The sequence below is a fragment of the Paenibacillus sp. GbtcB18 genome (genome assembly GCF_019091125.1).
GTDB lineage: Bacteria > Bacillota > Bacilli > Paenibacillales > NBRC-103111 > Paenibacillus_F > Paenibacillus_F chitinolyticus.
On sequence record NZ_JAGXJX010000002.1, the window covers coordinates 619,395 to 634,455 of the forward strand.

Annotated in this window: 7 protein-coding genes; all 7 read right to left on the bottom strand. The window is 58.1% G+C overall.

Features of this window, described 5'->3' with window-relative positions; genetic code table 11:
* Nucleotides 1–32: 32 nt before the first annotated feature.
* The 7 genes from KVT34_RS08125 to sigK all read right to left on the bottom strand — a co-directional run bounded on the left by KVT34_RS08125 (nt 33) and on the right by sigK (nt 14,668).
* On the bottom strand, nt 33–3,998 hold the full coding sequence (locus KVT34_RS08125; RefSeq protein WP_217558076.1) for a hypothetical protein: 3,966 nt from the start codon (nt 3,996–3,998) through the stop codon (nt 33–35).
* Between the two features lie 14 nt (nt 3,999–4,012).
* Nucleotides 4,013–6,355, bottom strand: a complete 2,343-nt coding sequence (locus tag KVT34_RS08130) for a hypothetical protein (RefSeq protein WP_217558077.1) — start codon at nt 6,353–6,355, stop codon at nt 4,013–4,015.
* A gap of 14 nt (nt 6,356–6,369) precedes the next feature.
* The gene (locus tag KVT34_RS08135) at nt 6,370–11,163 is read right to left on the bottom strand and encodes a DUF6603 domain-containing protein (protein WP_217558078.1); all 4,794 of its coding nucleotides are present in this window, start codon (nt 11,161–11,163) and stop codon (nt 6,370–6,372) included.
* Nucleotides 11,164–11,235: 72 nt separating this feature from the next.
* Complete coding sequence (locus tag KVT34_RS08140; protein WP_217558079.1) at nt 11,236–12,672, bottom strand: exonuclease/endonuclease/phosphatase family protein; 1,437 nt, start codon at nt 12,670–12,672, stop codon at nt 11,236–11,238.
* 189 nt (nt 12,673–12,861) lie between these two features.
* The gene (locus KVT34_RS08145) at nt 12,862–13,275 is read right to left on the bottom strand and encodes a DUF2569 family protein (protein WP_309244079.1); all 414 of its coding nucleotides are present in this window, start codon (nt 13,273–13,275) and stop codon (nt 12,862–12,864) included.
* A 154-nt stretch (nt 13,276–13,429) separates the two neighbouring features.
* Complete coding sequence (locus KVT34_RS08150) at nt 13,430–13,849, bottom strand: helix-turn-helix domain-containing protein (RefSeq protein ID WP_217558080.1); 420 nt, start codon at nt 13,847–13,849, stop codon at nt 13,430–13,432.
* Nucleotides 13,850–13,966: 117 nt separating this feature from the next.
* Nucleotides 13,967–14,668 (bottom strand): RNA polymerase sporulation sigma factor SigK, encoded by a 702-nt coding sequence (sigK, locus tag KVT34_RS08155; RefSeq protein WP_009673339.1) that lies wholly within the window; start codon nt 14,666–14,668, stop codon nt 13,967–13,969.
* Nucleotides 14,669–15,061: the final 393 nt, after the last annotated feature.

Genomic DNA, 15,061 nt, shown 5'->3' on the forward strand with positions numbered 1-15,061 from the left:
GAAACCTCCATAGGATAAAATACTTTTACGGTCTAGCTTTCGGATTCGGATGTGTCTCTCTTGCCGGGCTTCGAAGGTTCGGTTCCGGTCTCTTGAGCGGGCCCGCTCCGGAATTGCAGCGTGCCTTCGCGCAGCGACAGGGACCGGGAGTTCAACCGGGCCTGCTGGTCGATTTCGGTCAAAGCATACGTCAGAAAAGCGGGCGGGCCGCCTTCCCGGGATTGCGGCTCCAGCCATTCCCACCTTCCTCCGTTATCCGAGGGAACGGGGATCGTGATAACACCGGCCGGCCCGCTCTCCCCCTCGGCCGTCTTATCCGGGGCCGACTGAAGCACGGTCAGGAGCGGCCCCGTCCGGAATTGGAGGTTTAACGCGCTCAGCGCGGGATCGGTAAAACGGGCCGGCAGCTCCAGAGCCTGTACCGGAACGATGCCCGTGACCGCGTGAACCGAAGCGCGCGGATCCAGCAGCAGCATCACTTCGGCCTGTCGGGTGCCGTCGAACCGCAGCGAGAAGTAATTGCCGGGGCCGATCGGCCGGACATAATCGGCCGCTTCCTCTCCCGCTTCCGGCGGATGGACGCTGTTAAACCGGTCGTAAACGCCGTCCAGAAAATAGCCGATCAAGCCGTCTTTCCGGATTTCCGTGTCGCCCAGTCTCACCTCGTAATCGTTCCCGGTAAAATCGGATGGCGGAGGGTTGAAGGTGGCCGCCCATCCCGCAGCCCTCGCGGCCGGGCCGTCCAGCGCCAGCTTCAGATTGGCCCGCACGAGCGCGAGCGGCCTTCCGGCCAGAACCGACACGTTCCGGTCACTGCTTGAGGCAAGAGGATCGATCGTCCACAAGGAGGCATCGATCACTTCAAGAAAGCGGCCGAAAGCATCTTTGTCCGCAGCCGTCAAGCTTTGCAGCATTTTGGCCAGCTCGGGCGCCCGCTTCTCGATATCCGCAAAATTGCCGTAAGCTCCCGTCGGCGTATAGAACAGATGAACCCGCTTGACGCCATCTCTTCCGGTGATCAGGCCGACATCCCCGACAGCGCCGCCCTGCGCGTCGTATACGGATACCGAGCCGTTGAGATGATTCGGGAGCAGCCAGCCCGCAACGGGGTTCGCAGCGCTGTCAATATCGGCAAACCTCGCCGCATCCCGCGCGTCCACAAGGCGGAATTCGAGGCGGACATGCTGGTTCGGCCTCGGCGGCAGCTGGATGAACCGCTGGGCATTCTGCGCCTCGATCGGCGTGTCCGGTACAAGCCCTTCCGACAAAATCGGCTCGAACACGTCGGAGCGGCTGAGCCCCGAATCGCCGATCACCTCAAGCACTTGACCGAACGCATCGTACACGGCTAAGTAGGCGAAGGCGAACTGTCCCTGCCGCACTCCCTGAAAGCCAATCGCGTCCCCCGTCGAGCGGATGTAGGGAAGATCGTGATAGTCGTCGCCGATGAGATCCGCTAGCGTTTTTTGCCCGCCGTCCTTGAACGTAAAGGTCAATCCGGGATCGGGCGAGCGGTTTACACGCGTATCGCGTACAGCCAGTTGGCTGCCGAAACCGCCAAGCGTTTGCGAGATAAAATCCCATCCGTCGATATCCGCGATTAAGTCGTCGAGCTGATTCAACAGCGCTTCGTCCGGATCTTCCACTGAGCTTGAACTGGTACGGACAAGTTTTTTCAACCGGTCCCGGAAAATAAAGCTTGTCTGCGGCGTCAGCAAAATATCTCCTCCGATCTGCCGGTCGTTCGAACCGGAGGCTTTGCCGTCGTACCGGTAATCGGTTCCGTCGAACGTCCAGTTCGCATGCCCGATCGGGTACCAGTCCGCCACCCATTTCAGCAGGAGCGGATTCCAGGGCTGCTGCCAGCCTCCCGGAACGAAAGCGGGAAGCACGCCTTGAAAGTGGGCGGGATCGTGCTCCGCAATTATTTCCCGGGTAACCGCGGGATTGCTCGCGGAAATGGCCGGAGCGTTGTCCGGATCGAGCAGGAAAAACTCGGCCAGCAGCAATCCGACAGCCCCGGCAAGCTGCAAGGCAATGCCCGGCGGGATGTAATCGCCCTGAAGAGCGGAGGCCAGCTCCGGCGGAGTCAGCGGGAGCTTGGGCAGTGCGGCCGCCAGCTCATCCGCCGTCACGCTGTCGGCGCCGCTCACGATCCCGCCGACGATTTGCGCCGGCAAGCGGCAGGGCAACGGCCGGTCGGGCCCGCTGATCCGGCCCGTACTGCCCGCCCCGCTGATGAAGACGACGGGGTCGCCGGCCCGCCAGTAGCGTGGGCCTGCCACCGGCTTAAGCTTCCGGTCGGCGTCCAGCTCCCCTTGGGCACGCTTCGTCCGCTCGAAAGCTTCGATCCCGGCCGCCAGCGCCTCTTCCGGAGTCCGGCCGTCCCCTTCCGCCGGGCGGGGCACACCTTGGCCGGCCAATGAGCCGATCTCGCTGAAGAGATCCATGATCTTCCTCGGCAGGCTGGGGATGTTGTCCGGCCCCTCAGGCTTGGACGGATCGTAGGACGGATCGTTTTCGGCGGAGAGCGCCTTGGCGAATTGATCTTCCGTCAAACCGTCCGGCCGCGCGAATACCGGATAGGATTCGTATTTCCCCCGCTTCCACCACGTGTCGTAGAGCCGCCTCCGGGCGGCTTTCCACTCATTCAGCTTGTCGTCCAGCGCGGCCTGCGTGCCGTTCAGCGCCGTTAGCCATTGTTCCGGCGGACGTTCTCCGAGGCTTTCCGGCCGGTCGGACTCCGCATCCACGACCGTCCACCGGTATCCGCCCGGCTTCGAGCCGAACCATTCCTGCCGGATGCGGAGATCAAGAAGATCCCAGCAGCTCGGCTGGTCGAGCAGATGCAGCATATCGTACTGAAACGCTTCGAGCAGTCCGGCCGCGTTGGGCATCTTCGCAAGCAGCTGCTGCGCTTTGGCGTCGCCGTTCTTGGCGCGATCGTTCAGCTGGCGCTCGATCATCGCTTTAAAGGCATCGGCCGACGTATTGCCGACGGCCACATGTATCCCTTTGCCGCCGGGATCTTTGTATTTGTCCTTGACCGTCGGCAGCGCGCCCGCGCGGCTCCACTTCACGCCAAGCACCATTCCATGGTACAAGCTGGTCTGCGGGACGTCGCCGTCCGGCGCGGCCTTGCCGTCTCCGGCGGAAGCATCGCCGGGGGCAGCGTCGCCTGCCGGCCCTTTGCCCGCGGAAGCACTATCCGGGACCGTCCACGAGAACGCGGCAAGCTGCCGCTTATAAGCGTCGGCAGGAGAGCTTCCGGAAGGCTTGGCACTTTGGCATTTTTGCAGGGGATCTTCCGCATGATTGGAATACCAGCCGGTCACCAAATAACTGACCGCGCACTCCGGCTCGGCATCATCCAGCGGGTCCCGGAAGGAAAACACCTGGCTGCAGTGGCTTTGAAACGCGCTGAAAAGCGGATTGCCCGGAGCGACCGCTTTAACGAACAGCTGCTCGATGCCTTTTTCCGTCCAGCCGCTCAGATCGAATACTTGTCCGAGCACATCCGCGATTTGCGCGCCGCTGCCGCCTAACCGCCCGCCGGCCTCCCGGCGCACGGGGTCTTTGCTTCCTTTCCACGCTTCTATAACGGCCGGATCAAAAACATAAGCCGCGGAACCGGTTCCGCCGGGGGCGTCGCTTTCCACGAGATACGCTTTGGATACGCGTCCGGCGGAAGTTCCGGCGAAGCGCACAATGAGCCAGCGGTTCGGGACCAGAGGGAATTCCACTCGCCGTGTGACAGGGTCCTGAACACCGTGTTTTAACGCATCGGGAAGCGTCCAGTGTACGTAAACGCCCGTGTGATCGTCCGGATTTCCCGCGAAGCCCCCGCCCCGGTCCGTCGGATCGGGTTCGGAACTTCCGAAGCTTTTGACCTGGTTATAATTGTGCTCCCAGCGCCGGAAAGGCTGGTTGGCCCAAACATACGCGTTTACCGCAAGAGCACTGACCTCGATGGGAACCAATAAGGTTGAATTATCCATGATTTACCTCCACTCTACTGCGGTTCGACTGTCATGCCCGGTTGAAACACGATCCGCTCCGGAGATTTAACCATCTGCAGGGCGAAATCGGAAGGGTGCAGCGTCAATTGTTCCAATTTCAGCGCTTGCTTGATCGCATCGGCCGACTGCTGCACAAGTCCGTCCGCCTCTCCGGGCCTCAGGTCCAAAATGCGTCCCGGTCTCAAATGACGGTCACGAACCGGCAAATGCACATTCAATTCCGAACCGAAGGGAGAGCCGGAACGGTCCTGAAGCACGCTGCGCAAATTGATCTCCCCTTCCTCGTTCAGGCCGAACTGGAACCCTTCCTGAGGCTCGCTGAGCTCAATCCGGTCCGGAATGCCGCGGAATAAGGCGATCAGCACACTGGACGAAAGCCTCTCCAGACGGGCGATCCCGAGCGGGAGGCCCCCGGCGTCGAAAGCGCGCACCGCAAGTCCCGGCCATCCGGAGACCGCAGCGGACCGGAGCAGGAAACCGGCCAACGGCAGGGCTTCCCCGTCCGACGCCGCGCTCCGTTCATCTCCGGGACGGGTGCGAACGGTCTGCACGGCCGCTTCGGCTGCGGCCCGGATCGTTCCTTTGGTCATCCCGTACGTAAACGAATCACGGCTGGAATGTATCGCGACCGCCAGCATCCCATCCAGCATGGCGTCCAGCCAGTTCGAATCCAAGTAAAAAAAACGGATGGATTCGGACGGCAGCATTCGCTCTTCCGGCACCAGGTAATAGAACGGTACGTCGTACAGCAGAAGCTTGTGGGCAAGCCACACCGCAATCGGCTCCAGATCGTCCTTCGTCAGCTCCGCGACCGCCTCTTTAACCTCATCCCCGGCCAAAAATTGCTGGAGCGCGGCGACGGGACTCATGCCGGAGTTTGCCTGGGACAGCTTCCGGCGCGCGGAAAGATTCCGGGGCGGGTCGTCCTGCGGCAAACCCGAGAGAGGCGGCTCCGGGATTTGCTCCAGCAAATCCTCCTTCACCGCGTCGAGCAGCGCCTCCCGCATCAAGCCGGATTGCGCCAGCTCCTTCAAATCGGGGGCGTCCGTCAGCCCCAACGCCTCCAGCCGGTGATACAGCAGATCCGTCAGCCGGTGACAGCGGCGGCGGTAATCCAGGAGCAGCGAGCCGAACGTGGCGTCGGACAAGGCGAGACTGCGTCCGATCTGCCAGGCGGCCGCCAAAGAGGCGTCAAACAAGCCGTTCGCCTTGTCGTAAATCAAGGCCGCGTCCGCCGTGCGCAGCGGCTCCGCGGGCTGGAAGGGAGCCGGCCGGACCGGAGCGAGCGGCCCCCTGTACCAGGCGAAGGTATCCTCCCCGCTCCGGATATGAAACGGAAGGGGCACGTAACCGCTGCGCAGCCGCTTCCTCGCTTCGGCACTGGCCGCGTCGCCCGGCGGCTCCTTTCCCCCGTCCGCTGCACCTTGAGGCAGCCGGAGCAGCAGAAGGTCTGGATCATACGCGGATCCGGACATTTCCTCAGCCACCAGGCGATGCATAAGACCCGCGAAATCTTCCTTGCTGTCGGGACGGCAGCGGAACGTCCACCTGGCCAGAGACAACAGGGCGATTTTATTTTTAGGCGGTTTTGCGCCGGGCTGCAGAAGATCGTCGAATTTTTCCAGCGATACGAGATGAACAATGTTTTTCGTGCCGCCTTCATCGGACTCCTGGGCGTAAGGAAACCGGTTCCCCGTCACGACGCTGTACCATCCGTCCTCCTCGTGTCCGGCTGCCTTATCCTGCGTATCTAATTGCCGCACGTGCGTCAAATAAGGCAGTTCATTCAGTTGGGGAGTGATCGCCTGGAACACCCCGGCATCCATTTGAATGTAAAAACAGGTCTGGCCGTCGGTTACGTCCGCCTCCCGGACCAGAGCCGGGGGGACATATACGTCGGGGCTGTTTTTCAGCCCCATAAATTCGCCGGCCGTCGAACGGATGGCCAGCGTCTCGGCATCCGTCCGGTCCGCAGGGCCAGCCAGAAGCTCCCCTTCCTGGAAAAGAAGCAGGGCCAGCCAGGGGATGTTCGGCCCGCTCATTTCACGCTCCCACGGCAGAACCCGTGTATTCAGCACCAGGTGCGGAAGCTCGTCGGCAAATTTGCCGGTGCTACCTGCGGGTGGCACCAGGCTGTGTATCTCCGAAGGGTCGATCGTAAACTGCGGGGCGTGGACGATAAAGGGCTGCTCGGCCGTCAGAAGAGCCTGTTCCTGAGCAGTCATTCCGATATCCTTCACGGACTGCTTCACGGTCACCTTGTAATTTCCGGCCGGCAAGCCGGGTAAATCATAATCATAAAACCGGATTTGACCCTGCTGGGGTTCGTCACTCATGTTTTCCGCTCCTTTCACGGCTTCACCTGCATGGGGGAATCGGCAAAGAGGTCTCCCGCTTCTTCGGCAAGACGAGGCAAAGGTCCATTCGTGCCGCTATAGGCCTGCAAGTCTTGTAGTACCGCAAAAATGGCGGCCCGATTGGCGGCGGAAGACCCCATAATTCCCGCGATGTCCCCCGGCGTCGTATCTGACGGAACGGGAACATAATCGGAATTTACGGCTCCCCCCGGCTCGAACGGAAGCCGCCCCTGCGGCACCACGTCATCGTAAGCGAGCAGCTCCATTGGCAGCCCTGCCGCCGAATAGCCGAGCTTGGACCCGGGAGGGGTAACGGTTAAGCCCGCGGGAGTATTCCGCGTGGTATCGCTGCCCGGCACTTGCGGATTGCGCATAAAACGGCCGTCCGCGTCCTTCAGCGGCTCTCCCCACAGCGCCGTCGGCATGTTCCGGTAATACGGAACGAGCTGCCATCCCGAAATGTCGTGATCCGAGCCGTCTTTTTCGACCGTCAGGTGATGCTCGGACGAGACGTTCGTTTTGTTCATCGTCCGGATTTGTACGGGATAGGCTTCGGGGTATTTCGGGTCCGTCACGGGGCTCATCGCTTGGCCCGCCGTGAAATGACTGGCCGGAATCGCCGTCTGTGTCGTAAAGCTGAAGGAGCCCGCGCGAACCAGCCAAATATCCGGCCCAGGTTGGGACTGGGACGGGGAAGGCGGTCTGGATGTCTGGGACCCTGCGGTCGGGTGAGACGATTCGGACGATTGAGACGTCTCGACCGGCGGCACCGCTGTATGCTCCTGCCCGCTCCCCGCTGCACCTTCCCCGCCTGACTTCAAAGCCGCATCCGGACCGCCGGGAGAAAGAGAGCCTGTCAAACCGGTCACGGCCGTAATTTTGCAAACGTCTTCCAGGGAAGGGAGCAGCGATTTGAACTGGTTCCACTCGATCGGGCTTTCGTCCCCGTCCGAACGGTCGGCACCGAAGCCGACCGTGAACGAGATGATCCACCAGTGCACGTGAGCTTTTCCGCCCGTCGGCGGTCCCCACAGCTCTAGAGAGGCTCCCAGCTCGACACTGATCGTTTTGGTTACGAACAGCAGGTCCAGACGGTACGAAGCGCCGATGCTCACGCTGATATCCGCCTCGAAATGGAACGGATGGAAGGTAATCAGCAGATCCGCGCGGGCGGTGAACCAGGCTTTTAAGTCGCCGTCATGAAAAAGAACTTCCAACCCCCCGCCGGCCATAACGGCTGCCGGAGTCAGGGCGAAATAAGCTTCGCCGCGAATATTCACCTTATCGCTGACCGCCCAATTGAAGCCGATCCGCGGCACGGCCGGGTAGTAAGACGGAGGCTTGAAGCTCGGATGGTAGCCGCCGAAGGTGACGACGAACTGTCCTTCCTTCTCCCCTTCGTACCACAGATAGAAGGCAAAGCCTCCCGTCAAATGACAGTTCGGATCGAGCAGGAAAGAATTCGGAGTTAAAAGGGCTGTCAACCCGAAGAAACCAGCGGACGGCTTCCAGTCCGCTTCCAGCTGCAGCTCCGCATAAGCGTACATGGCGCTTCCCGCCTGGGGAAGACGAATGGAGGAAAGCCCGAGCAGGGCAAGCTCCAGCTCCCTGCCGAATTTCGCGATAAGCAGGGCGCGGGTATGAAGCAGCTCGTATGACCAGAAATCGACGCCCACGGCCAGCCAGTACTCGCCGGTTTGAGGACGGATCCATGCCTTTCTCTTGCCAGGCGCGTATTCTTGAGTTCCTTCCAACTGCGCCATCACTTCGTTCATCGACAGTTTGGGGCCTGTGTCCCTGGTCAAGGCAAGCAGCGGGAACTCAAACACTTCCTCCGGCGCGGGCATATCCACGTCCCGGTTATAGCCGAAACCGGCAGACAAACCCGTAACAAACAGTGCGGGCGGACCGCCAAGCGGCGTATCCACATTCGCGAACACGAACAGGGACGGCTGTCCATCGAGCATTTGCGCGTACGAGCCGAGCGCTTCCAGGGCAAAATCGGCCGTCCGGATCGTGGCGGCACCGTCATACATAAACCGGGTGCCCGCCGGCGGAGGCACGACTTCCATAAAGCTCCCGCCGATCTCCAGAGGCGCCTGAACGTAATCCACGCCTATGCCGAGCAATTGGAATTTAAGCTCGAAACGATCAAGCGGAGAGCCGAAGCCCATCCCCGTCAGGCTGATCGTTAAGCCGGATAAGGTTAAAGCGCCGTCCAGCATAAACCAGAGGGTCCCGTCCGCGTAACCGATACCGAGGCGGTTTATCGCGACGGGGCCGAACGTTTTCTGCACAAGGAACCACTTGGCCGAGGATGCGGAGGATACGGACGAGACAGCCCGGACAGGCGGGTCGCCGGACGGAGCGGACACCGCCTCGGATGCCGGGGGCTGCGAAAGGGCGTCCGAGCTTGCGAGGTCCGGCCGTCCGGACGCTTCTGCGGCCAAAGGTTCCCGGAGAGCGGGCGGTTTCTGCCCTCCCCCCGGTATAAGCGCGAAAGACAACGTTTGCGGCGTCCCGCCGAAACGAAGATCCGCGCCCGCGGTCAGCCCCGCCTCCACTCCCGACGGCAGCGGATGAACCGATTCCGGCAGCAGCTTGTTGATCTGCGCCGCCTGGACCGGCGTGAATGGAGCGGATGCATACAAAATCTGCAATTGCTGAACGGCAATCGTATCGTCGGCGGGAAGCTCTTTGCCGATAAGGGGCAGATCAGTCAAGCTTACATGCGCGTCAAGGTCAAGCCCAAGCGCAAACTTGCCCTCTTTTGCGTCTTTATAAAAAACGAATTTCACATCCCGAAGATCGATCGCCAGGCTCTGCGGGATTTCCGCCGCCAGCTCCGGTGACAGGGAAGCGACCAGATCGCGGATGGAAACGGCGGGAGGTGATCCGCTTTTCCGGCTGTACGTCGCGATAAAGGTTTGCGACGTCAGGTCCTGCCGGTCGAACAACAGGTCGAACTCCAGCGTACCGATGACGATTTGACCGCCGAACAAAGCCTCATACCTGGCTTGGTCCGGCTCGCCCGCTCCGTCCCGCTTCGAATCGACGCGAATGCTTAGCGTAACGGCAACGGGCACGGAGTCGACTTTAAAATCGCTTTCCACGGTAAAAAAGAAGCTGTTCCGGGAAGCGGAGGAAGCGTACGTCAGCTCCACGTTTTTGAGCGTCATACTGCGTATGGGAGCAGGAATGCCCACATTGAATTTGGCGGCGAGATCGTCCAGCAATTCCCCCATTGGGATCGGGTTCTCTTTCCCCGCCTCCACCCGGATGTCCCAGCCACCCGCAGCGGTGCCGCCGGAACCGGCCGCGAGCGACAGATGAGCATCCACTCCGGCGATGGTCATCGTCCCCTCCAGGCTGAAGCTCGGCTGGCCGTCGTAATCCAGTTCGAACACGAGATTGTTCATCACAAACGTGTTCGGGCCCGTTCCGAGCGGATGTTGGGCCAATCCGGCCCGGATAAAGTACGTTCCGGCCGTGGAGCCGCCCATCTGGAACTCCTCCACCGCTATTTTGTACGCGCCCGTCGGCAGGCCGAATTTGGCGGCGATCATCGTGAGGTCGATTTCGCTCCACGGTTCCATCCGCACGACGACCGACAGATCGGGAATCCTTGGCGAGGGAACCAAATTCGCCGAAACGAGCAGATCGACGCCCCCGATGTCCAGAATGCCGGACATTTTGTAGGAAGCGCTCGGGTGATCGAACGGGTTCCGGACGGCGACGGCCGCCTCGATATCGCCGATTTCGACCCACTTGGGGACGATGGTAAGCATCTTGTCGTCCAGTGCGATAAGCGACGCCTTCACGTACTCCACGCTTCTGGAGCCAAGGCCTATACCGAGCGCCAGACGCCCGATCTTGACGGACGCCAGCATGTTTTCGAACGACGGAGGAAGATACTCCGTGATGCTGACGCCGCCGAACCAATGAGCGATGTCGTCAGGGGAAGGAAGATCCACCGGGCCTTCCAGGGAAAGCTCGGCAATTCCTCCACCCGCGGGCGGAATGAGCGAGATGATCCGCGCCGGCTTCCCGTTCCACTGAATCGTCGCGGTGATTTCCAGCCCGGACGGCGCTCCCGCTGCCGCAGGGTCATGGACGAGCCTGGCGTCGACGGGCACTTTCATCGCCTGAAAAAGCCCGGATAACCCGCCGCCATCATCCGGCAGCTTCAGAGCAAGCGACAACCCCGGGGCCCCCACGTCCCGCAAAACCGCGGGACCGAACGCGAGCGGGCCTTCGCCGATCACCCAATCCGCTTCCTGCAGCAGTCCTTTTGTTTCGTCGAGCGCGCCATAGAAATAAACGGCGCCGTTCAATTCAAGGCCCAGTTCCGGTTCCGCGGCCTTCCCGGCGGCGATCAGCCATCGCGGAGATTTCCCGTCCGTACCGGACTTAAGCGCCAGACCCTGCCAGAACGTGTTCGTCAGCCAAGGCAGCGCATCTCCGAAGCGCCAGTCCGGCGTTACCGAAACCGAGAGCACGAGCACCGGTTCCGAATCCGCCCCGTAAACGGCGCCGTGAACCGAAACCGTCTTGTTCGGCGGGAAAAATATCCTCGGCGGGCTGCCGGCCAGCTGAAGACCCGCGCCTGCAAAAGTAATGATCCCCCCCGTTTCCGCAGGAGCCTCCTGTACCCCGGTTACGGTCAGCGCGCCGCTTCCCGTCAACTGCCGGAGCGTCTCGCCCGTCGGGCCCAGCTTAGCCGTATCCAGCGTAAGCGTCCGGCTTCCCGCTTCGTACATAGTTTGAAGATCGGACAGAAAGCTCACGCGTACTCCTCCTTCTCTTTTTTACGCAAGTTCAAAAACACCCTGCAGCGCAAGCTTCGTTGCCCGCGAGCCTCACACATATTGAAGCTCCATCCGGATCGGCAAATGATCGCTGATGGCATGATGGTACACATAATGCGCTTCGAACATGGAAGACGGTGGTCCGGTCAGTTTAGGCGCGGCGTTAAGCATATCGGTAAGCGCTTTCGATTTGCGCTTCTTCGCGTTTTGCCGGTCCCACCAGTTGTTGTAGATTGTCTGGGCCAGAGTTCCCAGTTCCAAAGAATAAGAAGCCGTCGTGGTAGACCGCGTCACCATAATAGGAGTGCCATCCAGCTGAACGCCGGTTTGTACGCTTTTGGGTATCATCACGTCCATCAGATTGACCACAAAGGCCGCCGAAGGATCAGCTTTGGGGGCTTTTACGAAAAATTTATCATACTCACTGGACAGCACACTTTCGATATTGGTGGGACTTGCAACTGTGGTGGAAGGATTCACAAGCGTTGAAGTGAGACTCGTTTTGCTGCTCCACAGCCTTTTTCCGTAATTGAGTACGGTAGACAAGGCCGGATTGCTGGCGGGTTTAGGGAAATCGGGGCCGGTAATACGCTGAAAAGGATGCGCAAGGATGTAAGCGTTCTGGGCATCGCGCACATATTGGAGTCTACCGAGGCTCATGTCAAAATAATTGAGCGCCCATTGCTTGGCCGCGTCCGTCGCGCTCACGTTAAAATCGCCCATAATGACGCCGACGGCCGCGTTCTCGATGGTGGGGTTCAACTGGTTGCTGGCGATAATCGGCAGGCTGTCTCCGGGTCCGGGTGCATGGTAAAGGACGAGGGTAAGGTCGACATTCGTTCCGCTCGTCAGGGCGCGAAGCACGAAAGGCGGGCGGGAACCGCGAAGCGGGAACGCTTCCGGCGAATCGGCCAGGAGCAGATCGACGATGTCTTTTTTCTGGGCGTCGGTCAACGCGATCGTGGGGGCTTTCTTCGTTAAATCCAACTTTTTGTAATCTTTCAGCATCAGCTCGAACTTTTTGTAAGGAATCATAAAGGCCGCATCGAGCCAACCGTTCTTAAAGAGACTTTTCCAAAACAACTCCTGATTGCTTTTGCTCACTTTGTAGGTTTTGAAATAAGTGTCGAACATGTTCTCACCGACAACGTTCCATAGAAGGCTGGCCTGCCTGCTGAACAGCCCGCTTTTCCATAAAAACACATACTGCTCATTGGGTCGCGCCGGCGTCATTTCACTGGCTTCTCCCGTCCAGGTGATTCCGCTGCCCTTGCCGTTGTTCTTTTTCTTCTCCAGGTTGTTGAGGCAAGTGACGAGCGTGTCCCGGATCTCGTTGCCGAGCCAGCCGACCAGCTCCATGATTCCGACGACATCCGCTTCGGTCAGTTGAATGACCCGGGCGACGTACTCGATAAACGACGTGTCGTCCATCTTGTCCTCCCCGAATTTTTGGATGTTCCACGATAAAAGTTTGAGTGAACCTGGCACTGCCCATGCCTCCCGTCTTGAATCCCGCTTCAAAATAGAAACAAGGAATTGGATCACTTATACATTTCTACTATAATTGCCATTTTCCTCCTGTAAAGGAGCTGAATTTTGTGAAGAAGTAAAACCCCTGACAAATTGTCAAGGGTCATCGTGTAGACAGGGCATAACCTTGGATAATCTCGTTAAACGTCAAGCGACATACGTATTTCTAACACGTTCCGATTTTACAAAATACAAAGTCCAAATCAGACAGATGATCCCGCTTTTTATCAAATCTCTCAAGGCCCCATCCACAAAATCGGAAGCCAATTCGGAAACGGACAAGTAAGCGAAATAAGCAACGGTAGAAAGCACTAAACTTAGCAGCAGGTAAGCGATGGACATCGTTTTAAAAAGCCGTTTTTGTTTGAAGCATAAGTAGCCGAGAACCAATGGACATACCGCATAGAACAGATGCGAAACCGTCTCCACCAAAACAGCCGCGGCCAAAGCCGGATAGTCGCTGAAATAAGCGGCAACTTCCCCCGACTCATACATGGGCCATACATAATCGACCAAGCTATAGGCGGCGTAGATAAATATTCCGATCCGCTCTTTTCCTATAAATTACTTCCTCGTTCATTCAAGCATATTTTGCAGCCATTGAATATGGGGTTATTTTGTCGAAAATGCTAAAGAAAAAAAAGACCTCATGCAAGGTCTTTCAAAATAGGGTATGGAGCGCAGGCATGCTGAAGATCTTATGTTGACAGATGATTTAGGTACGTTCCACGGCAGTGTTAGCGGAAGCTGTTTCTTTTGAAGCAAGATGGTTGTTGTAAAAGTACTTAACGGAACTTTCGAACTGCGATACGATAAACAGCTTATCTCCCTCGCTCAGTTCATCAAAACGCTCCAGCGTTTCCTGGTCAAAAAGGTAGAGGTAGTTCTTTTCCGGTTCACCGGCTTCCGTACCCGAGTACCCCGCCATATTCATCAGTTGCTGATAGGGATAAGTGTATGCTTTGGCCAGACGCTTTAACGTTTCCGGAGAAGGTCTCAATGCGGCACCGGTTCTGGGATCGACCCCTTTCTCGACATAGCGCAAATAGCTGTGACTGACACCGGCACGCTGCCCAGCCTCTCTCAGGCTTTCTTTACCGCGAAGATTTTTTAGTACTTCTCCTAAAGTCGTCAATCTGGAACGCCTCCCAACCTCTTTTCTCATATAGCACACTATGTGCTACATGTTTTACAAGCGAAACATAAAAAAACCCTCATCACGAGGGGATCATTCTTTGCAGAAAAGTCCGGTTCACCGCTTCGCTTTGTAAAACTCGTGATACAGCTTCATCAGCGCGCGTTTTTCGATGCGTGAAACATAACTCCGGGAGATTCCCAGTTCTTTCGCGATTTCCCGCTGGGTCCGCTCTTCCCCGCCGTGCTCCAGCCCGAACCGTCCGACCACCACTTCTTTTTCGCGTTCGTCCAAAATATCTAGGTTGCGGTAAATCTTGCTTTTCTCGATCTTGAGCTGCACCTTGTCGACAACGTCATCCGCTTCCGTGCCTAGGATATCTATGAGGGTGATTTCGTTTCCTTCCTTGTCGGTTCCTATCGGATCGTGTAGAGAAACGTCTTTTCGTGTCTTTTTCAGAGAACGCAAGTGCATCAGGATCTCATTCTCTATACATCTTGCCGCGAAAGTCGCCAGCTTGGTTCCTTTGGTCGGGGAAAAGCTCTCGATCGCTTTGATGAGGCCGATCGTCCCGATCGAAATGAGGTCTTCCAGATCCTCGCCGGTGTTGTCAAACTTCTTGACGATATGTGCAACAAGCCGAAGATTATGTTCGATGAGCAAATTGCGGGCGTGGGCATCGCCTTCCGCCATTTTTTGCAAGTACTTGCTTTCTTCCGCCTCAGTGAGGGGCTGCGGGAACGCGTTGTTCTTGACGTACGATACCAGCAGTGTCAGTTCTTTGATGAAAAAAGCAATGGCGCTAAACAATCCTGGCAAAGAGGACACCTCCTGCTCCAATTCCCGTACCAACCATGGATTAACGGCTGCGGTCTTCTCATTGTATGAGGGCAGGTGCCTAATTGTGCCTGTACGGGCGGAATTGGTGAGGGGGATTCAAGGAATGAACAGCGATAAAAAGGTGAATTCATTCCCTTCCTTGTCTACTTGGAAGGAGTTGTGCAGGAACTCGCCGGCTGTGGCTGACCGAGGATGATGTTTTCCTCAATTAGAAAGTCGTGAGGCGGTCTCATAAATTTATAAGTCCTAATTGAACCTTGTAGATTAAAAAGAAATCAGGTAAGCAAAATGGAAACTGTAAATCTTGAAGGACAATGAGAAGAATGCGAAAAGATCAAGGATATCAAAAAGAATATGAGTGCTTGCTTCTTA

Excerpts from the sequence above, each read along its gene's own strand:
- KVT34_RS08125 (WP_217558076.1), bottom strand. The coding sequence starts at position 3,998 with ATGGATAATTCAACCTTATTGGTTCCCATCGAGGTCAGTGCTCTTGCG.
- KVT34_RS08130 (WP_217558077.1), bottom strand. The coding sequence starts at position 6,355 with ATGAGTGACGAACCCCAGCAGGGTCAAATCCGGTTTTATGATTATGAT.